The organism is Alteromonas sp. K632G (genome assembly GCF_017653625.1).
Classification (GTDB): Bacteria; Pseudomonadota; Gammaproteobacteria; order Enterobacterales; family Alteromonadaceae; genus Alteromonas; species Alteromonas naphthalenivorans.
In genome coordinates this window covers 76,556-96,923 of the sequence record NZ_JAGGDM010000004.1, presented here as the reverse complement: position 1 = coordinate 96,923, position 20,368 = coordinate 76,556, and the positions used below count along the sequence as shown (strand labels likewise).

Here is a 20,368-nt window from a genome sequence, read left to right as displayed (position 1 = left end):
GAAACTAAGTTCGCGTTAACAGCACACCAGCGGTTACCACAAACGCCACGATAATATTCAGCACTATGCCCTCGCGCACCATGGTTTTCACCGTAAGCTCACCACTGCTATACACAATGGCGTTTACGGGTGTTGCCACCGGCATCATAAACGCGCAGCTTGCACTAATGGCTGCTGGCATCATGAGAATAAGCGGGTCTACATCTATAGCCACCGCCGCGCTAGCTAAAATGGGCATTAATAAGGTCGCAGTAGCCGTATTCGATGTAATTTCTGTTACAAAGCTTACCGCCAAGCACAGCACTAACACCAACAAAAACAACGGTAACACGGCTAAGCCCGTTAAGCCCTGCCCTAACAATTCACTTAAGCCCGACGCAGTAAACGCTTGCGCTAAACAAATGCCCCCAGCAAACACCAACAGCATTCCCCATGGAATTTGCTGCGCGGTATTCCAGTCAAGTAAGTAACCTTGTTTGCTGCCAGAAGGAGTAACTTCACGCTCGCCATTGGGAATAACACACATTAGTACCACACCCGCTAACGCAATGGTGCTGTCTCCCACGAAGTCCATACCGAACCACGCTGTCCAATAAGGCCTAAATACCCACGCCATCGCCACTAAAGTAAAGACTAACAGCACCCGTGCTTCTGCGCTTCGCCAAGGGCCAACATCGGGAAGCCCACCGGTTTTCACTCCCTTTAAATGCCGAGTTAACCACAATGCCATTAAGGGCAATGCTACCAATACAATAGGTACTCCGGTTTTCATCCAGTCAATAAAACTAATTTCTGTGCCCGTAGCTTGCTGATACACACTCATAAAAATAATATTGGGTGGCGTACCAATAGGCGTACCTACACCGCCCACACTAGCAGCGTAAGCAATACCCAATAACACGGCTACACCCAATTTAGGCGAATTAGATGCATGAATAATGGCAAGAGCAATAGGAAGCAGCATAAGCGTGGTGGCGGTATTTGAAATCCACATGCTTAATATGGCCGAGGTAAACATAAAGCCAAATACCAGCCTGCGGGCACTGTTTGCACCGGTTAGCTGAATAAGGTACACCGCTAATCGTTTATGTACGCCCGATTTTTCTAGCGACTTAGACAACATAAACGCCCCCATCAGCAACAAGATAACGTGGTTACCTAATGCCGATGCGGCTTCTTGATAGCTAATAACCCCCGCCATAGGAAAGGCGAAGAAAGGAATGAGTGCGGGCAAGGCTATATGCAGCGCTTCTGTTACCCACAACATGGCCACCAGCACAGTAATGGCCGCACTAATGGCCATAATATGTGACAAGCCCGAAAACAACAGCACTCCATACAGAGCAACTGCGCTAACCAAGGATATTATTATTAGTTTCGGTTTAACCGGTTCCATAGCGCGACAACACCTTTAATGCGTTTTTATAAGCTGCACTGGCATGCACAGCTGGTTTGCGCCCGTAAAGTGAGGTTAAAGCCTCGAAAGAATCTGTTGAATGAGGCAGCGCATCTAAAATAGATTCTGCCCCTTTCGGGTTATTACATGCCAATACCATATGGCAACCTGCCGATAATGCAGCCATAGCACGATCGACATAATTGCCGGCAACACTGGCACCGTGCATAGACAGGTCATCAGAGAACACTGCACCGTTAAAACCCAAGTCTTGCTTTAATATTTTTTGTAACCAGTGCTCGGAAAAACCGGCTGGCTTGCTATCAACTTGAGAATAAATAACGTGCGCTGGCATTACGCCATCTAGCAACTGTTTAGAAATTAATCTTTCAAAAACAACCATATCAGTTTGTTTAATTTCTTCAAGCGGTCTTTCGTCTACAGGTAACGCCACGTGAGAATCCGGGGCCACACTGCCATGCCCAGGAAAGTGCTTTCCAATGGCTGGCATATTTGCAACCTGTAAACCTTCTATAAGTGCTGTGGCTAGGGAGATCACCTTTTCTGCGGTTTCAGCGAAGGCTCTGTCGCCAATTACTTTCGATACCCCGTTGATATCAAGCACAGGGGCAAAACTAAAATCGATGTCTATCTGTTTTAGCTCATGGGCCATAATTGTGCCGCAGGCTTTAGCTAGTTCTAGCGTGGCGTCGTTGACTATTGTTTCTTCTATCTCCGACTCTATTTCCACTAAATCAGCCCAGTGAATATCTTTTCCTGCCGCTTTCGCCTGTACCAACCCCGATAACTTACCCATAGCAGGTAACTTGGTAAAACCTTCACGAAAGCGTTGAACCCTGCCCCCTTCGTGATCGACCGCTATTAATAAAGGCTTTTTGGCACTTTCTCGAATTTCTTTTACTAACTGAGTAAGTTGCTCGCAATCGTAATAATTACGGCTAAATAATATGACGCCGCCCACCACAGGATGTGCTAATTTTTCTCTCTCTTCAGGTAATAAACGCTCTGCCTGACAATCAAGCATTAACGGGCCCATAGTGTTTCTCGCAAACGTGTCATAAAACATCACTTCAAATTTGTAGATAGTGTGGTTAGGATAGAGAAAAAAATGGAGTAATACACGTGTTAAATTGGATTAAGTGGTTGGTTTTAGGTGCAATTGCATTAGTCGTTTTAGCACTAGGTGGCGTGTATATGGCGTTGCACCTAAGTTTACCTACATTAGACGGCAATCATGCCACGTCTCGTATTACTGCGCCCGCTACCCTAGCCCGCGACAATATGGGCCATGCGGTAATAAATGCACAAGATAAATTCGATGCCGCATATGCCCTAGGCTTTGCCCACGGCCAAGACCGCTTCTTTCAAATGGACTTACAACGAAGAAGTGCATCGGGCCGCTTATCAGAATGGGTAGGCGATGTGGCGCTAGAGATAGATAAAAACGCCCGCTTTCACCAGTTTTCCAAACGCGCTGTAAAAGTTTTCGACAGCTTACCATTAACGCAAAAGCAGTTGCTGGTAAGTTACTCGCATGGCGTAAATGCTGCGCTAGACGAATATACCGTGCCCCCCTTCGAATACATTGCAGCCGGGTTAACGCTATCACCTTGGCAACCCACCGACAGTATTTTGGTGGCCTACAGCATGTATTTAGATTTACAAGGCGGGCAAATTGAAATTGATTTAGCGCGCACCGCTTTAAAAGAAACCTACGGCACGCCGCTATATAACTTTATTACCCAGCCTAGCCGTTATCAAGCCGCTTTAGATGGCAGCGAGTTGGCGCTTTATCACGCCGACGTACCGCCTTATCCTTTATTACCAGAGCCTGTATTTCCAGAGCCTGCTTCTTCTGATTCTAACCCATCTGAGCCTAGCCCTTCTGAAATCAGCCCTTCTGAGTCTAGCCCTTCAGATCAGGCCCCAAAACCTAGTGACGGCATTGGTGATTCGGTCCCCCCAATTACCGCTGAAACTGCACTGCAGTCATACAACGCTGAAGAGCTGCCCGATATAGGCAGCAATAACTGGGCTGTTACCGGAAACCTTACGGCAACAGGAAGCGGTTTACTGGCTAACGACATGCACCTAGGTTTGCGTGTACCTATTATTTGGTATCGCACACAGCTGAATTATAAAGACACGCCCCGAGCCCCCGTAAGCGAAGGGTATAATAGCCTTGCTGCATCAGGCATAAACTCATCAGTGGCTAACGTGTCGGTAACAGGGGTGTCACTGCCTGGATTACCTGGCGTAATAGTTGGTACGAACAACAAGGTAGCGTGGGGCTTCACGAATGCCAACCTAGATAACCTTGATTGGATAGCCCTTGCTGACGACACGCCTACCCATATGGTAGATGAAGTCATAGTAAGCAAAGAGGTATCGCATACCTATACCCTTGAAATTAGCCAGTACGGCCCCGTTAAATTGGTTAATGGTAAGGGTTACGCATTAAACTGGGTGGCACATCGTCCTTTTGCAGTAAACCTTGCCATTGTTGATATGGGCACCGCGACTACCGTAGACAATGCTATTGCCATAGGCAAAGAGATTGCCATTCCTACCCAGAACATGGTGATAGTCGATGATGCCGGCAGCGCAGCATGGTTACCCGGCGGCGCAGTAATGAACAGAGAGCAAGCTTCGTTTACCGCCGTTGATGAAAGTACCGTTGCGCCAATAGCCCCCTCACGCACGACTAACCTTCCGGTAGTAAAAAACCCCAGCAGCAATAGAATATGGACCGCCAATGCGCGGGTAATTTCCGCCAATGACGTTGCAAGACTGGGCGATGGTGGTTATGCCCTTGGTGCCAGAGGCCAGCAAATAAGAGATCGCTTATTTGAAAAAGACACCTTTAACGAAAACGACTTTTACGCCATTCAATTAGACAATCACGCGCAGTTTTTGCTTCCATGGCAGCAGCTGTTATCGGGCTTGTTATTAAACGATAATATTGAATTTAAAGCCGATCTTGCCTATTTACGTAAATGGGGTGAATGCGCGTGCGAAGACTCTGTAGGTTACACGCTAGTAAAGCATTTTCGTAAAGAGGTGGTAAGCCAACTGTTTGGTAAAATACTGTCTAGCATTGATGACCAAGGCGTACAAAGCCGTTCGTTACTTCGCGGCATCGAGCCTGCGGTATGGCAACTCATTCACACTCAGCCCGATAGCTGGCTGCCCGAAGGTACTGAATCTTTCGATGATCTACTGGTTGATGCCTATCGCCGCGCCAAACACGCGCTATTAGATGAGCACTCCCCTATTGAAGCCAATATGGAAGACTTACGTTGGGGCAGTGTTAACGCGCTTACGGTAAAGCATCCGTTTGCCGCGCAAATTCCTTTTGTAGGGCATAAGCTGAATATGGATACTGTTGAAGGCTTTGGGGATACTTATATGCCAGCCGTTCAATCATCGACATTCGGCGCATCAGAACGCTTTTTTGTTAGCCCTGGGCATTTAGATGATGCCATTCTAACCCTGCCCGGCGCTCAATCAGGCCACCCGCTATCCCCCTTTTTTAAAGCGGGCTTTAGCGACTACGCCACACAAGCCGCTACCCCGTTGCTGCCAAGTGAAATTATTCACTTACGACAATGGTACCCAAAGGACGAAGGATAAAGGACAAAGGACAAAGGAAGAAGGATAACGCGATGACTCCTGCTATTACTCTGTTAAAGAAAAAACGTATTGCGCATACTATTTTAAAGTACGACCACGACAGTAATGCGCCTTCTTATGGTTTAGAAGCCGCCGATAAGCTAAGCCTTAACCCAAGTGCGGTATTCAAAACCTTGGTGGTGTGCGATGAAACCAGTAAATTAGCCGTAGCTTTGGTGCCCGTAAACACCACGCTAAGCGAAAAAAAACTGGCAAAGGTACTTGGGGTTAAAAAAATTACCATGGCACCTAGCGACACCGTGGTTGCCAGTACTGGCTATTTGTTAGGTGGAGTAAGCCCATTAGGGCAGAAAAAACGCCTAGCAACTGTGTTGCATGAAAGCGCTTTAACACACGAGATGATTTACGTTAGTGCAGGTAAGCGGGGTTTAGAACTAGAAATACCCCCACAATGCATCATTAACTTAACGCAAGCTAAGACTGCCCAGATTGCCGCCGACTAGCAAAGTAAAACAATAAGCTTATTGTTTTACGCAATTGGTCAGAATAATTTTTTAACATCGCGGTAAAAGTTTTCATGAGAGCCAAGTGCTATCAATTCAAGTATTACAGTGCCATCCTCGTAGCTGTAACCGAGTAAGGTTAACTGTTTAACCATCTTGAACTTGTACACGCGAAGAAAGGCTAGGTCGCCTTTTTTTTGCTCTCCTAGTAGAGGATCGTCCATCAGTTCCTTTACAGCTTTATCCAAGTCTTTTTTCTGGTTCTGATGTAACTTATTTACTGCTCTCTTGAAATTAGCTGTCTGTAAAACACTGGTAATCTTAGCCAAAATCGTAAGGCTCCAACTTTCCTGCCTCTTTTTCCGCTTTGGAAATAATTGCCTGTTTTACGAATTCGTATGGTAAATCAGGATTATCTTCCATCATTTCGCCTATCTTTGCCCAATGCTCAATCTGTTTTGGCATAGTTCGGTTTAATGCTTTTCCCATAATGGTCGCTTTCTCAACTAAATTCTGGTCTAGTCTTACGCTCGCTGTTGCCATAACATGTCTCCAAATAGTTCACCATCACATTGTAGCAATGCGCTACAATTGTAGCAAATTGCGCATAACGAACGCATTAACACTCCCTGCGCTTCGCTTGGTATTTTAGCCCGTTATGCGGGTGTTAATGACATTACGCTTATCGTTTATTTTTTAGGTCTACTTGCTTTGGGTTCAATTTCTTTGGCTTTACTTTTTATTTGATTGGGGCTCATCTATGGTCAGCGACAGCGAGTCACCTTCGGCACGTGCAAGCCAGCGTTGTTTAGCTTCGTTCAACGCCGCGTCACTTGGCGGGTTAGTGCCCGACAAAGCCTGTGCCATTTGAACAATAATCGCATCGCGTTTTTCAAGCAAAGCTTCGGTACGTTCGAACAAGTCGTACGCCTCTGGGTATTTATCTTTTAAATTACCCATATCTTCCAGCGCATAATAACGCGCTTCAAACGCTTCGTTAAACAACTGACGCTTAGCGTTAAACACTACATAATCATAGGCTTGCTGCGAATCTAAATATTCAATGTGAGTTTGCGCTAAATGGCCGGCTTCAGCCACCACTTGCGCTTGTTCCATCCACTGGTTAATGGCGTCTTTATCGCCGTTTTTAACCGCTTCTTTTACCCCAGCTTGCAAATCACTGGCGTGTAGAATTTCCATTAGGGTAATAACAGGAACTTGTGCCGACGCTTGATCGCGCTGATCAGTATCTTCCGCCAAATAAACAAACCAACCCGCAATGGCAAAAACAATACACGTGAAAACAGCAACAATAATCAAAAGCGCTTTAACCACACTTTCCTCCAGACAAAATGAAATGAAACGCAGTAACAAGGTTACTGGTTTTTAATAGGCAATACAAAAAAGAGCGAGTTACCCCGCTCTTTTATCAGTATTGTAACGACCGGTAGATTACTGGTCGATAGGCGAAGAGTTTTCTACGCGACTCTTCAATTTCTGACCCGGGCGGAACGTTACCACCCGGCGCGCTTTAATAGGAATGTCTTCACCGGTTTTAGGGTTCCGGCCCGGACGTTCGTTTTTATCACGCAAGTCGAAATTGCCAAAACCTGACAGTTTTACTTGCTCACCAGCTTCTAAAGCGCCTTTTATCTCTTCGAAAAAAAGCTCTACCAGATCTTTAGCATCACGCTTGTTAATGCCTAACTTTTCGAATAGGTGTTCAGCCATCTCGGCTTTGGTCAATGCCATAGTTTACTCTCTTAACGCGGCCTCAAACTCAGATTCCAGACCTTTAACCACAGTATCTACAGCCTGCTGAATTTCAGCTTCTTCCAAGGTTTTTTCCGGATCTTGTAAGTGAAGTGACAAAGCAAGGCTCTTGTAACCAGGTTCAATTCCCTTGCCTTTGTACACGTCAAACAAGTTTAAGCCAACTAGTTGATTTACGCCAATTTCTTCTATGTAAGAAAGAATATTTCCTACACTCACTTCATCTTTCACCGTAATAGCAATATCACGGCGGTTCGATGGGAAGCGCGATACAGGCGCGGCAGACGGTAATTTACGTGCGACAACAGCTTCCACTTCAAGCTCGAACACAAATACCCGACCATTAACACCCAACAATTTTGTAAACTGTGGATGTATAGCACCAATATAGCCAACTTCTTCATCATTAAGCAAAATTTTTGCAGTCATACCCGGATGCAACGCACTATGCTGGGCACTTACAAAACTAAACTCACCGGTTTTACCCGTTAAGGCCAGTAATGCCTCTACATCTGCTTTTGCATCAAAGAAATCTACTGGGTTGTCGCCTAAGTCCCAGTGCTCTTCGTTACGACGCCCTGCTACTACACCACCAATAACCTGCTGTTGCAATACACCATTAGGCGTATCTTGTTGAGGAATAAAGCGTAATCCAGTTTCAAACAAACGTACTCTGCCCTGTTGACGCTTTTGGTTGTAAGCCGTTGCACCGAGTAACCCAGGCCACAAGCTAACACGCATCACAGACATGTCTGACGAAATAGGATGCGGCAATACCATGCTTTTCGCATCAGGAAATAGTGCACTTTGAATTTTGGGGTCGACAAACGAATAGGTAATCGCTTCATTATAGCCACGGCTTAATAATAACGATTTCATGGTGTTAATCGGCAACACCGCTTCTTGTGAAGGCAACATAGACAACGCAGCGGTTGGCGCAACATGTGAAATGTTGTTATAGCCATACACACGCGCTACTTCTTCTATCAAGTCTTCTTCAATAGCAATGTCGAAACGATAGCTTGGCGCTTTCGCTTCCCAACCTTCATTAGTTTGGACAACGTCTAAACCAAGACGTTCAAGCATTTCAAGCACTTGAGCATCATCAATGGTTATACCCAACACGCGGGCTAAACGATCACGTCGTAATAAAACACTGGCCTGCTTAGGCAATTTGTCTTCTTCACAGGCTTCAACAACCGGCCCTGCTTCGCCACCACAAATTTCTAGAATAAGGGCTGTAGCACGCTCCATAGCGTTACGTTGAAGCTGTGAGTCGACGCCACGCTCATAGCGGTGCGACGCATCGGTATGTAAACCATACTGACGTGCACGGCCCATAATGGCATCGCGGCTGAAGAACGCACTTTCTAGCAAAATATCTTTGGTTTCTGTGTTTACACCTGAATGTAAACCACCAAAAATACCCGCCATAGCAAGGGCTTTGTTGTCGTCGGCAATCACCAAAGTATCGTCGTTAAGCTTAGCTTCGGTTTCATCTAGCAACGTAAGGGTTTCACCCTTATTCGCCATACGCACGTTTACGCTACCTTCAATAGACGCAAGGTTAAACGCGTGCATAGGTTGGCCAAGCTCTAACAAGATAAAGTTAGTAACATCTACAATAGGGTCGATGCTACGAATACCACAGCGGCGAAGCTTTTCGCTTAACCATAGCGGCGTAGCGGCTGCTAAATTAACGTTACGAAGCACACGACCTACATAACGTGGGCACGCTTCTGGCGCGCTCAAGTTAATAGCAATGCTATCGTCAATAGTTGCCGCCACAGGGCTAATAGCCGGCTCGCATACATCTAAGTTGTTCAACACGCCTACTTCGCGGGCAATACCACGAATACCCAAGCAGTCTGCTCGGTTAGGAGTTAAATCAACTTCAATAGAGGTATCGTCTAGGTCTAGGTATTCACGAATGTTCGTGCCTACTGGGGCATCGGCTGGCAATTCAATAATGCCATCGTGATCGTCGCTAATGCCTAGCTCAGAAAAACTACACAACATACCCATAGAAGGTTCGCCGCGTAGTTTTGCTTTTTTAATTTTAAAGTTACCAGGCAGTACCGCGCCTACAACAGCAACGGCTACTTTAATGCCTTCACGGCAATTCGGGGCACCGCAAACAATGTCGCGAAGCTCACCGTCACCTACGTTTACTTTAGTAACACGTAATTTATCGGCATTCGGGTGCTGGCCACATTCAACCACCTCACCTACTAATACGCCGCTAAATTCGCCTGCAACAGGTTCAACACCATCAACTTCAAGGCCAGCCATGCTTAACTGTTCAGACAGTTCGTTAGCCGACAAAGCAGGGTTAACCCATTCTCTTAACCACTTTTCACTGAATTTCATGCTTACTCTCTGCCTTAGTTGAACTGTTTAAGGAAACGAAGATCGTTTTCAAAAAACGAACGCAAATCATTCACGCCATAGCGCAACATGGTTAAACGCTCTACGCCCATACCAAAGGCAAAGCCAGTGTATTCTTCAGGGTCGATGTTTACGGCCTTAAGTACATTTGGGTGCACCATTCCGCAACCTAATACTTCTAACCACTGACCGTTTTTACCCATTACATCTACTTCTGCTGAAGGCTCAGTAAACGGGAAGTAAGACGGACGAAAACGCACTTCAAGCGACTCTTCAAAGAAGTGATGCAAGAAGTCGTGCAATATACCTTTAAGGTCGGTAAAGCTAACGTTTTTGTCTACCATCAAGCCTTCAACCTGATGGAACATAGGCGTATGGGTTTGATCGTAATCGTTACGATAAACGCGCCCAGGTGAAATAATACGTAGCGGCGGCTGTTCAGCTTCCATAGTACGAATTTGAACACCCGATGTTTGGGTACGCAGCATCATGTCTGGATTAAAATAGAAGGTGTCGTGATCGGCACGCGCTGGGTGATTAGCCGGAATGTTCAAGGCATCGAAGTTATGAAAACCATCTTCAATTTCAGGGCCGGTTTTAACCGCAAAACCCAACTCGCCAAAGAACGATTCAATACGCGCAATGGTACGGCTAACCGGATGCAAGTTGCCCGGCGCTTCAGTACGGCCAGGTAACGTTACATCAATGGCTTCTTCAGCAAGCTTCTTGTTTAGCTCTTCACTGCGCAGGGCTTCGCCTTTTGCAGAAATAGCTTGTTGAATTTGCTGTTTGGCCACGTTAATTTTTTGACCAGCCGCTGGGCGCTCTTCGTTAGAAAGCTTCCCAAGCCCTTTAAGTAAGTCGGTAAGTTTACCTTTCTTACCCATGAATTCGACCCTAACTTGGTCTAGTGTGGCTGCATCTTGTGCAGCGTCAATCAGTTCTTTTGCCTGATTGATAATAGCGTCAAGCTCCATGTTTTCCTCAATTGACATGATGACTGGATAACCACGATGCGCTATGCATTGCCCTGTAATTAGGCTAAATCTTGTAAAAGATTAAATCCGTAAAGGCTAAATATAGTGCGTTAAATTGCGGCTTGCCTGAATAAAGGCGACAGTTTACACGACTGATAGACATAACCGCTACCCTATATGGCTGATATTGGCAGATTTTTGTACCAAGCTAGAATAAAAGTTGTTGAATGCGGGGTTACTTTGGTGGCAAACAAGACTTTAGGTAGTTTTTAGATTGGTTAAATAAAACTAGCTACGTGTTTTAAACGGAGAATAGTGAAGATGGTTCTTTGATACTCTTCTTCACGGAAAAATCAACACCAAATAAAAAGGTTAGTTTCATTGATTCACACTTTAGCTTCGATATTCAACACAGTTAGATTATTTGTGGCGTCTAAGTAAGGCAATCAGGGTTTGTTGTGTTGGCTCACCCTTTCCATCAATTCCTTGTTCAATTTGAAATTTAACCAACGCTTTTTTTATGTCTTCTAGACTTGGTAAAGGATCCTCAATAAAACCCTTGCTCTTTAATTCACCCGCAATCCAATCGATTGTTTCCTCATAAAGCTTTAACTTAGATTGCCCGGGAAACGTTATCATTTTTGAATTTTGTTTAACTCGATTATCACTAAAAGACTTTAATATTGCCTTCACAGCAAACAGGAAACGATGACTCGGATAGGCTCTACAATATTTTGTTACGTACACAAGCAACGTATCGGGTTCTTCGAAACTGACTAAGTCAAAAGTATCTTGATGGAATTCATTTGAGGCTGAAATATACCCATTCATCCACCCACCAAACTGAAACACGGCTTCAGATTCACCAGCTTGCATTAAGTCCAGATATCTAGAACAAGTACTTGAACCAATTCCCTTAATTGCAAAGCTACCATCTTCATTTGCGGCATTAACATTGAAAATTAAACCAAGATAGAAAATTGACAATACAAAAAACTTAATAATCAATCCCATAAAATTATTAATCACTTGAAATATCTCCGTGTAAATCTATGAGCAAGTCTTTGCCACCAATGCCTAAAAGAACCTCATTTGCCGTGATAAATTTAGGTTCGGTAGATATCCACCCTCCGAAACGCGAGGATTTAAGTGCTTCATCTCTCGCCGCGCCAGCCATGTCGAAAACTGCACCCAGTGTAGTCGACTTTACTTTCCCTAATTGATCAATAATCATTAGTGCATAGTCAGTCTGACGCTTTCGAATCCATTCATCCACAAAAAGGACGACACCGTCATCTGCAACCAAAATGTATCTCGGACCGACATGAATTGGCAGATCTAAGGACCAAACAATTTCCTTTTTACCTTCGACATACCTAAATAACGTTGCAATGGGAAAGATATCTGGCGCAATTTTTTCCGGACGCTGCACTAACACCTTAAAGTTTCTATCCTTAGACCAAACACACCGCTGCTTATCTGGAAGCAGAATGCTATCAGAGGAATACGCCATATTATTAATGCCTGTTAAAAAGAATACAAAAAGAACATTAACTAATATGGCACGAAACATATATATCATACTGAGCAAGCTAAACTTTAGACTTTCGAGAAAAAGCGAGCATTATTCCGAAAACAAAGAGTGTTAGAGTTCCAGGGGTAGGAACGCTTGTTAGTACTGGTGTTCCAGCTACTAAATTTGTACTCCCAGGCGGAAGTTGTCCAGCAGAAACTTGAGGGCCAAATGATATAGGGCTACCAAAAAATGAGTTTAATTGTGAAGGGTCAAGAGAACCGGTGACGAGATCGCTGTCTAGAACCGTTTCCAACGAAAGGCCGATATCGAATTCAAAGCCAAATTTAATACCAACTAATTCTGAAGGGGTTGCACCATATCGATCGATTGCGCTGAAAAGATCTATATCGGAACCGAACGCAAACGAATCGCCAACCGTAAATTTACCCGGCGCAATATCTATTGACATAGACTGACTGCCATTGGTCATGCCGTTAAATACCATATCAGCCAAAGAGACGCCCGTAAAACCACTTGTTCTTAACCCGCTACCAGAGTTTCCAGGCGCATCATTCGTTGTGTCAAAAAAAGCATTAGCGGGAGCTAAATCAATTGTGAATTTAGTTAAGCTAATTCCAGCTGGACCTGTATCAAAACTAATGTCGAAAAAATCATCAGTATTGAAGGGTGTAGAACCTCTTAAATCTACCGTTACTTCTGGTGCATCATTTGTAAACCTGCTAGCTCGAATTTGGTCAATTTGGGCCTGCGTTAGTTGATCTGCCGGAGCATCACGGTTAGAGCCAGTTGTAAGTACATTATCAGCATCACCGGCACCAAAATTGGAATGACCAAGCCCTAAATTATGGCCAATCTCGTGTGCTACAGTATCCGACCTACCTGTGGCCGTAACAGCATCTGAATTGATGACAGCTCCATTCCCATTAATATAAGCTTGTCCAAACAAAGTAGTATTAGGAGCGGAATTGAGTGAGTCGACAAACCAGACATTTAATGTGTTCGCATTACTCGACTGGCCATTCCCCAATAAATTTACGTCAGTTATGCCATTTACAGTAAGGAGGCTAGAATCATTGATTGACTGCGTTGGTAAAAATATTGACGCTACACCAGCTTGCTCATAAATTTCTTGTGTTTTTTGGATAGACAAAGGTGAACTTGCACAGTTCGCACCATTATCATCACATATCTGTATAGGATTGATTAACATAAACTGGTCAATCGGCACACCGTAAACATAATTAGTTGCAGCCCAGAGTACACTGCAAAAAATCAATTTTCTTCCGGTAAAAATTTTAAAGCTAGCCATTAGTCGTCCTTAACTTATTTGATTTAATTTAAAATTTGCAACAGGAATTATCAGCTAGAGCCAACACGTTCTTACTGCAACTTGTCAAAAATCTTGCAAGCTTCGAACCAAAAACCAAACACACTTAATTTTCAATAGCTTATGAAAAAATAGAATTCAAATTGAAAAGATATGTAAATATACTTGACATCTTAATCGCTGCATTGGTTAGTAACATTCTGGTAATTTTCAATAATGTAAATTATAGCCTTCCGTTTTCAAAGCTAACTATCTACTTTATTAATGCTTTACATTCAGACCGTTATGTCAAAATACGACAACACATGTATTTAAAGAGATGCCAATGCCGTTTTATCCCTTGCCCAGCAGCTAAAAAATACTTATCTGGGTAGTTACCCAAAATTTTAATAGACAATAAAACAAATCAACTGTGCACTTTATATACAGTTCATGCTATCAATATAGACGTACCTAAGCAGTTACAAAATCTTCTTTCATTTTGCGTAAAAAGGAGCTTTTATGCACACCAAGATATTAGCTGTACTCTTATTATTTATTTCCTACAACGCGCATTCTGCGTTCATGCAATTCAATTTCACAGGCTTTGTATCTAGTGTTGAAAATTATGAAGCTACGTTTTTCGACGAAGCTACTTTACTTGGCCAGCCTGTAAGCGGTTCGTTCACATTAGACCTTTCTAACGAAGTAAGAGGCAGACTGGAAACCAGCTGGTACTGGTGGGGGCAAGTTGAGTCTGGATTACCCGTACTAACTTCCCAAGTAAACCTGGGAAGTGAAACATACAGCCTCGCCAATCAAGGTATTTACAACGCCTTTGAAGATGACTTCTTTCCTGAAGAGCACATTGAAATGTATAACGGGCCATATTATGACGGCGGCCCTATTGGTGATGGCGAATATTTTAGCGATTTTGCTAGGTTTACAGAAACAACACCCCAGGGTGAAACAAACTTAACCTACGATTTAAGCATTTATTTTTTCGATTTAATTAATGACTTTCTGGTATTCAGCGAAGAAACTGAACTGTTCGACAAACAACCCGACTTCTCACAATCGTTTTTCTGGGAAAATACAGATTTTACTGATGACAACCAACGAGGTTCAGGAACGTTTAACGTATACGAGAGCTTTTATCCTGATGTTGGCGGTTTTGAACGTAATATTGATTCAACGCTAGAGTTTACGCTGGCAAGTGTTAGCGCTGTTCGTGTAGATTCGCCAAGTACTTGGTTGATATTTATCGTTATAGGAATCGCATCATGTGCAAGAAAGAATTTACTTACTCGAATTAAACAGCGAATCCTTGAGCCATACTCTCTCGACTATTAGTAATTTCTACAAAGCGATAGCGAGAATATATAGATACGCTGTGCTCAACCTTCTAAAACTATAAGAAGTAAAAAAATATGAAATTAAGGGAAGGTTTTCATGCGCTACGAGCAATTGCTGCGACTTGTGACGCTTTATTTCATTTCAACCATGATTGTTTACCCTGAGGTTTCGCAGGGGTGGACGTCTTTTTCGTTATTTCGGGATTTAGCGGAGTATGTTAACGGACTTTTTGTTTGGGAAAATAGCCCATTTAGCTAAACCTATAAAAGAATAATGCTGTTTCACTATTAGACTTAAGTAGATATTAGTTTGATATTTGTATTACTATTTAGCTGTGGTTTACCGCAAACTTGGAGAAAATAATGAAGGAATTATGGTTTTGAGAAAAAAAATAAAAAAAACTATTAGGAATGCCAAGTTGCGATTTGTTGATTTTGATAAACTTAATGAGATGTCAAAACCCAAGTTTCACAATAGCATCACGGATATGTTTACAAAAACAGGGTATTGTTTTGTGCATATCCCTAAAAATGGGGGGACGTCAGTAGAGTCAATATTATATGACGATAAACGAGTAGGTCATCGTACATCGAAGGAATGGAGGGAGCTGGACCCTAGTGGTTTCAATGAATGGAAGAAATTCTGTATAATCAGGGACCCTATCGACCGATTTCTTTCGGCTTTCGATTACTTAACAAGTGGTGGAAGAAACTTGATCGACGCAGAAGTGGCCAGACGTTACGTAAGAACTTGTGATAACGTCAACGATTTTATCGAGTCAATGCGCGAAGAAGTTGTGCTTGGCAACCTACTCAAGTATTTTCATTTTCAACCACAATCAGAGTATATATTATCGGAAGATAACCGGTTCATGGTTGACCGTTTATTATCATTCACGAACTACAATGCTGACCTTGCAGACTTTTTAAATATAGACTCAACCCAAGTTGAGCATAAAAATAAGACAATAGGGAAACGAACAAAACGTGAAGAAATAAATCAACGTAATCTAGATTTTTTGAGTCAAATTTATCAGAAAGATATCAAAATTTTCACGTACAGCGAAACTAAAAATAACGATGTTTTTGGTGATTTAATAATAATGTAAAGGATGTTCTAAAAACTTTAAAATTTTTACTGGTGATGGTATGGGGAGTGGACAATGTTGTTTGGCTTCTATAGAACGTTTCTAGCTTTAGTCGTTATACTTCATCACTTATTGAATATTCCAGTTATAGGGCATAATGTTGTGAACTCCTATAAAATAGCCAATCGAGCAAATTTCGCACTAAAAACATCAACTATATATAATTTAAAATTCAACTTATCACCAATAAGGTGCATTTAACGCTGCTCTCTTGCTTCTATCACTACTCGACACAATAGAAGACCCCTTGTGCCATAGGGCTTACGACCGAATTCATACGCACATTTAAATGTTGGCAACAAGCTTACTTCATTCAATGTTTATTAAATACAGCCTATCTTTGGGCCATACTCTCTCGACTATTAGTGATTTCTATAAGACAATAGCAAGCATAAATAAGTACGCTGTGCTTAACCTTTTTAAGCCCCTTAATAAAGAAGTAATAGAAAATGAAATTCAGGGAAGATATTAATGCGCTACGAGCAATTGCTGTGGTTTCTGTGGTTTTATTTCACTTCAACCATGATTGGCTACCCGGCGGCTTCGCTGGGGTAGACGTCTTTTTCGTTATTTCCGGCTTTTTGATGACAATGATTATTGTCAAAGGCTTAGAAAAAGAGACTTTCTCAATCTTATCGTTCTATAAGGCGCGGGTTAGACGAATTATTCCTGCTTTAGCGGTTCTTTGTTTCGTGCTTATGTTTTTAGGTCTATTTTTACTTTCACCAATAGACTATTTAAATCTAGGGAAGCACTCTGCTGCTAGCTTGACGTTTTTGTCTAATATGGTTTATTGGACTGAATCCAATTACTTTAACCCTTCATCTAATGAAAAATGGCTTTTGCATACTTGGAGCCTTTCCGTTGAATGGCAGTTTTATCTTATTTACCCAATCGCTTTAGTTTTTTTGAGAAAATTTCTAACGCTGAATCAGTTAAAATTAATGCTTGTAGCTGGGACTATTTTAGCGTTTATCTTTTCAGTTTTAGTAACCATGAAATCAAGCAGTGCCGCATATTTTTTGCTTCCAACAAGAGCGTGGCAAATGTTAGCCGGCGGTCTGGTATTCCTTTATCCCATCCAGCTAAAAGATAGTGTAAAAAGCCCCTTGCAATTACTAGGTTTACTTTTGATAGTAAGCTCGTTTTTTATTTACACATCTGCCACTCCATGGCCCGGTTACGCATCTTTGTTGCCAATTATTGGGGCTTGTATAGTACTTGTTTCTAATAATGGTGAATCCAAACTTGTAAACAATAGTGTAACTCATGCCCTTGGGAAATGGTCATACTCTATTTATCTTTGGCATTGGCCGATTGTAGTTGCTGGTTACTATTTCGAACTCGGTGAAAATTGGTGGGCTATAGGTATTCCACTATCCTTAATCCTCGGCGCCCTTAGCTTTAAATTTATAGAATCTAAAACATTAAGCGACTATCGCGTTGAAAATTTGAAATATGTGCTACGACCGTTGCCATTTGCTGCTATATCTACACTTGTCGGCCTGTCAATTTTTTACACTAATGGTTTCTTATTCCGTTTGCCGCCAAGCGAGCAACTTTTAGTTAAGTCGGCTATAGAAGCTAAAGATGATTGGAATTACCCAAAGCCCAATATGGAAATTGGTTCTTTAGATATTAGGTTCATAAAAGGGAGATCGGATAAAAACATTCTTGTAATGGGTGCTAGTCATATCGAGCAAATTTATCCATATGTAGAAAGCTTAGATAACGAATACAATATTTACTTTTTGACGCAAGCGGGATGCTTTGTAACGCCATCGATGAAAAATCCGAAGTGGAAATGTAGCAACTTACAAAACTATAGAAATCTCTTCGAAAGTATTAAATTTGACAAAATAGTTACATCTTTTTATAGCTTTGATTCATATTTGAGCAAGGATCCTTTAAAGAGAAAAGTTTCGATAACCCAGCGTGCTCGAGAGTATGATAAATATCTCGTTGATATCAAAACGCGGGCTCAGGAAGTCTATTTGATACTTGGAGAACCAAGAGGTGATGAATTTGACCCTGTGATTTCAATCAGAAGAAACCTTCCAGGTAAAATAAGTGAAAGTAACGCAAGAAGCGAATACTATGATCACAACTATGCATTAGAGCTTTTAAATGAGCTAGAGGGTGTTAATTTAATAGATCCAATTTCACATCTTTGTAGTTTTGATGAGTGCAACACTAGAGACAGCGAATTTGGTTTTTTTTATCGTGATAAAAATCACATGAGGCCATCTTACGCTATAAAAAAAATGAATTATTTAGATTTTATTTTCCTTTTGGATATCAAAATAGAGACAAATGACTAAAGTCTATTTAATAAGATAGTAATATTTGTATAAACATTTAATATATTTCCTAAAAAATAAAAAAGTTAGAGATTTATCTGATGGATATTAGCGCCAAAACTGAAACAATTTACCGTCAGGATATAGATGGGCTTAGAGCCTTTGCCGTTTCTGCAGTAGTACTATTCCATTGTGGTTTTATGGCTTATCCGGTGGATTTATAGGCGTCGATGTATTCTTTGTTATTTCCGGTTATCTCATAACTTCATTGCTGGTTCGGGACCTGACCAAAGGTGATTTTAGTCTTACAGCGTTTTACGCAAAAAGAATTAGACGATTGTATCCTGCGCTTGTCTTTACGTTACTCATTACTCTTCTTGGCGGTTATTTCATTTTCATGCCTGACGAATTTAAAGAGTTGGGGCAAAGCGCTGTTAGTGTAGTAACCTACCTATCCAATATATTTTTCTGGTTAAAAAGTGATTATTTCGATGGGCCTTCTGAACTGAAGCCCCTCCTTCACACTTGGTCTCTCGCTGTGGAAGAGCAGTTTTACATTATATTCCCTCTTATCATGATTCTTGTTTTTAAATTGCACAAAAAATTTAGAAACCTTGCGCTATTTGCTCTGTTAGTACTTTCTCTAATCGCCTGCACCTTATATGTACATATCGATAACAGCGCGGCATTTTTCTTTATGCCGTTTAGAATTTGGGAATTTTTAACTGGGGCGATGTGTACGCTAGTGATAAGGCTAGTCGTAAAAAATACTATTCGAGAAATTATTGCGCTAATTGGGTTATTATTAATCGCGCTCTCAGTAGTTCTGATTGACGAATCAATGCTTTTTCCTGGCGTTAGTGCCATACCCGTTTGTTTGGGAACAGCTTTAGTCATAGCCTTCAATAATAACGACACTTATATAAGCAGGTTCCTAGCAGCAAAGCCTATTGTATTTATAGGCAAAATTTCTTACTCAACTTACTTAATACATTGGCCTTTAGTAGTGTTTTATACCTACTACATCATTCGTGAAATTAATTTAGTTGAAAAAATTACTCTTGTTTTCCTATCATTTGTTTTTGGTTACATTATTTACTCCACAATTGAAAATAGATTCAGGAAAGGGAAAATCACTCCAAAAGAATCGAAGACAACGTTTATGTACACCGTCGCTTTTTCAGTATTTGTGGCTTGCATTGGTGGGTTAATACACCTCCAGGATGGCTTTAAGCAAAGATTTGCTATTAATGAAGTAGTTAGCGAAGAAAGACCAGTGTTCCGAGCTTTTTCAGGTAAGTGTTTCCTGTCCACTGATGAAAGCTATGAAAAATGGTCTGGCGATAATTGTTTTATTGGCGCTAAGGAAGCACGTAACCATAATACCCTTTTGTGGGGTGATTCCCATGCGAACCATTTGGTTTATGGAATTTATAACCAGAAAGAAAGAATCGAAAGTAACATCCTATTGTTTGCAAATGCAGGCTGCCCCCCTATAGTCGATGCACAGCCTAACAACCGACCAAACTGCGCGCAAAATAATAGTAATGTAATAAAAATTATCGAGTCTCATCATATCAATCACGTAATACTTGCCTCGAACTGGCAATATGCAGTCGCACAAGGCGTGAAATTAGATAAATTAGTCGACACAATAAAGACACTAAAAGAATCAAATGTGAAGGTATCACTAATCAATCAGCTACCCATTTACCCAATCAACAACCCAGAATATTTGATTTTACGACTATCTAATGGCAAACCGTTCGATGAAGATTGGCATTTAAAGCCGAGTAAAGGCCAGAAAACAACTGAAAAAGTTAGTAATATTCTCAAAGCAACTAATATCCCAGCAATAGATAGTATGGCTACATTCTGCAAGCATAGTAAATGTAAAATCATCGATAAGGGAAGTCTTATGGTAAAAGATGCAGGTCACTTATCACGGTCAGGAAGCGATTACTTTATTTCATCACTACTAAGACAAAAAATGGAATTTTAGGAATAGACATATTTTGTAGTTTTACGCTA

17 protein-coding genes are annotated in these 20,368 nt (G+C 41.8%); 6 read left to right on the top strand and 11 right to left on the bottom strand.

Annotated features, from left to right (window positions below; translation table 11 throughout):
* Window positions 1-4: 4 nt before the first annotated feature.
* Together J5X92_RS05670 and nagZ are read right to left on the bottom strand one after the other, a co-directional pair.
* The gene (locus J5X92_RS05670; RefSeq protein WP_208805006.1) at window positions 5-1,396 is read right to left on the bottom strand and encodes an SLC13 family permease; all 1,392 of its coding nucleotides are present in this window, start codon (window positions 1,394-1,396) and stop codon (window positions 5-7) included.
* Entirely contained in the window at window positions 1,383-2,441 is a 1,059-nt protein-coding gene (gene nagZ / locus J5X92_RS05665) for a beta-N-acetylhexosaminidase (RefSeq protein ID WP_348272383.1), read from the bottom strand. The genes J5X92_RS05670 and nagZ overlap by 14 nt, the downstream gene beginning before the upstream one ends.
* 98 nt (window positions 2,442-2,539) lie before the next feature.
* Here nagZ and J5X92_RS05660 point away from each other — a divergent pair, with 98 nt between their 5' ends.
* Window positions 2,540-5,050: a penicillin acylase family protein gene (locus tag J5X92_RS05660; protein ID WP_208805002.1), complete on the top strand. Its 2,511-nt coding sequence runs from the start codon at window positions 2,540-2,542 to the stop codon at window positions 5,048-5,050.
* A gap of 32 nt (window positions 5,051-5,082) precedes the next feature.
* Window positions 5,083-5,553: a Cys-tRNA(Pro) deacylase gene (gene ybaK, locus J5X92_RS05655; RefSeq protein ID WP_208805000.1), complete on the top strand. Its 471-nt coding sequence runs from the start codon at window positions 5,083-5,085 to the stop codon at window positions 5,551-5,553.
* 38 nt (window positions 5,554-5,591) lie between these two features.
* Here the strand turns inward: ybaK and J5X92_RS05650 are convergent, their stop codons facing one another.
* The 9 genes from J5X92_RS05650 to J5X92_RS05610 all read right to left on the bottom strand — a co-directional run bounded on the left by J5X92_RS05650 (window position 5,592) and on the right by J5X92_RS05610 (window position 13,537).
* Window positions 5,592-5,882, bottom strand: a complete 291-nt coding sequence (locus J5X92_RS05650; RefSeq protein WP_208804998.1) for a type II toxin-antitoxin system RelE/ParE family toxin — start codon at window positions 5,880-5,882, stop codon at window positions 5,592-5,594.
* On the bottom strand, window positions 5,875-6,096 hold the full coding sequence (locus tag J5X92_RS05645) for a hypothetical protein (protein WP_013784548.1): 222 nt from the start codon (window positions 6,094-6,096) through the stop codon (window positions 5,875-5,877). The genes J5X92_RS05650 and J5X92_RS05645 overlap by 8 nt, the downstream gene beginning before the upstream one ends.
* A gap of 189 nt (window positions 6,097-6,285) precedes the next feature.
* A complete protein-coding gene (locus tag J5X92_RS05640; RefSeq protein ID WP_208804997.1) occupies window positions 6,286-6,888 on the bottom strand; it encodes a hypothetical protein in 603 nt (200 codons plus the stop codon).
* Between the two features lie 117 nt (window positions 6,889-7,005).
* Window positions 7,006-7,305, bottom strand: coding sequence for an integration host factor subunit alpha (ihfA, locus tag J5X92_RS05635; RefSeq protein WP_013784550.1), 300 nt, complete (start codon window positions 7,303-7,305; stop codon window positions 7,006-7,008).
* A 3-nt stretch (window positions 7,306-7,308) separates the two neighbouring features.
* Window positions 7,309-9,696 carry a phenylalanine--tRNA ligase subunit beta gene (gene pheT, locus J5X92_RS05630; RefSeq protein ID WP_208804996.1) on the bottom strand — a complete coding sequence of 796 codons (2,388 nt, stop codon included), beginning with the start codon at window positions 9,694-9,696 and terminating at the stop codon, window positions 7,309-7,311.
* Between the two features lie 14 nt (window positions 9,697-9,710).
* Window positions 9,711-10,691, bottom strand: coding sequence for a phenylalanine--tRNA ligase subunit alpha (gene pheS, locus J5X92_RS05625; protein WP_013784552.1), 981 nt, complete (start codon window positions 10,689-10,691; stop codon window positions 9,711-9,713).
* A 420-nt stretch (window positions 10,692-11,111) separates the two neighbouring features.
* On the bottom strand, window positions 11,112-11,720 hold the full coding sequence (locus J5X92_RS05620) for a hypothetical protein (RefSeq protein ID WP_208804995.1): 609 nt from the start codon (window positions 11,718-11,720) through the stop codon (window positions 11,112-11,114).
* A complete protein-coding gene (locus J5X92_RS05615) occupies window positions 11,713-12,264 on the bottom strand; it encodes a hypothetical protein (RefSeq protein ID WP_208804994.1) in 552 nt (183 codons plus the stop codon). Before J5X92_RS05615 ends, J5X92_RS05620 begins: the two co-directional genes overlap by 8 nt.
* Window positions 12,265-12,283: 19 nt before the next feature.
* Window positions 12,284-13,537 (bottom strand): zinc-dependent metalloprotease family protein, encoded by a 1,254-nt coding sequence (locus J5X92_RS05610; RefSeq protein WP_208804993.1) that lies wholly within the window; start codon window positions 13,535-13,537, stop codon window positions 12,284-12,286.
* A 519-nt stretch (window positions 13,538-14,056) separates the two neighbouring features.
* Here J5X92_RS05610 and J5X92_RS05605 point away from each other — a divergent pair.
* The 4 genes from J5X92_RS05605 (at window position 14,057) to J5X92_RS05590 (ending at window position 20,339) form a co-directional block, all read left to right on the top strand.
* The gene (locus J5X92_RS05605) at window positions 14,057-14,887 is read left to right on the top strand and encodes a hypothetical protein (RefSeq protein WP_208804992.1); all 831 of its coding nucleotides are present in this window, start codon (window positions 14,057-14,059) and stop codon (window positions 14,885-14,887) included.
* A 382-nt stretch (window positions 14,888-15,269) separates the two neighbouring features.
* Entirely contained in the window at window positions 15,270-15,998 is a 729-nt protein-coding gene (locus J5X92_RS05600) for a sulfotransferase family 2 domain-containing protein (protein ID WP_208804990.1), read from the top strand.
* 488 nt (window positions 15,999-16,486) lie between these two features.
* The gene (locus tag J5X92_RS05595) at window positions 16,487-18,358 is read left to right on the top strand and encodes an acyltransferase family protein (RefSeq protein ID WP_208804988.1); all 1,872 of its coding nucleotides are present in this window, start codon (window positions 16,487-16,489) and stop codon (window positions 18,356-18,358) included.
* 169 nt (window positions 18,359-18,527) lie between these two features.
* Entirely contained in the window at window positions 18,528-20,339 is a 1,812-nt protein-coding gene (locus J5X92_RS05590; RefSeq protein ID WP_208804986.1) for an acyltransferase family protein, read from the top strand.
* The last annotated feature ends 29 nt before the right edge of the window (window positions 20,340-20,368 follow it).

Bases quoted from the DNA above. Each gene is read 5' to 3' on its own strand.
- J5X92_RS05615 (WP_208804994.1), bottom strand. From the start codon at position 12,264: ATGTTTCGTGCCATATTAGTTAATGTTCTTTTTGTATTCTTTTTAACA.
- J5X92_RS05595 (WP_208804988.1), top strand. From the start codon at position 16,487: ATGAAATTCAGGGAAGATATTAATGCGCTACGAGCAATTGCTGTGGTT.
- ihfA (WP_013784550.1), bottom strand. From the start codon at position 7,305: ATGGCATTGACCAAAGCCGAGATGGCTGAACACCTATTCGAAAAGTTA.
- J5X92_RS05670 (WP_208805006.1), bottom strand. From the start codon at position 1,396: ATGGAACCGGTTAAACCGAAACTAATAATAATATCCTTGGTTAGCGCA.
- pheS (WP_013784552.1), bottom strand. From the start codon at position 10,691: ATGGAGCTTGACGCTATTATCAATCAGGCAAAAGAACTGATTGACGCT.
- J5X92_RS05610 (WP_208804993.1), bottom strand. From the start codon at position 13,537: ATGGCTAGCTTTAAAATTTTTACCGGAAGAAAATTGATTTTTTGCAGT.
- J5X92_RS05605 (WP_208804992.1), top strand. From the start codon at position 14,057: ATGCACACCAAGATATTAGCTGTACTCTTATTATTTATTTCCTACAAC.
- pheT (WP_208804996.1), bottom strand. From the start codon at position 9,696: ATGAAATTCAGTGAAAAGTGGTTAAGAGAATGGGTTAACCCTGCTTTG.
- ybaK (WP_208805000.1), top strand. From the start codon at position 5,083: ATGACTCCTGCTATTACTCTGTTAAAGAAAAAACGTATTGCGCATACT.
- J5X92_RS05645 (WP_013784548.1), bottom strand. From the start codon at position 6,096: ATGGCAACAGCGAGCGTAAGACTAGACCAGAATTTAGTTGAGAAAGCG.
- nagZ (WP_348272383.1), bottom strand. From the start codon at position 2,441: ATGCTTGATTGTCAGGCAGAGCGTTTATTACCTGAAGAGAGAGAAAAA.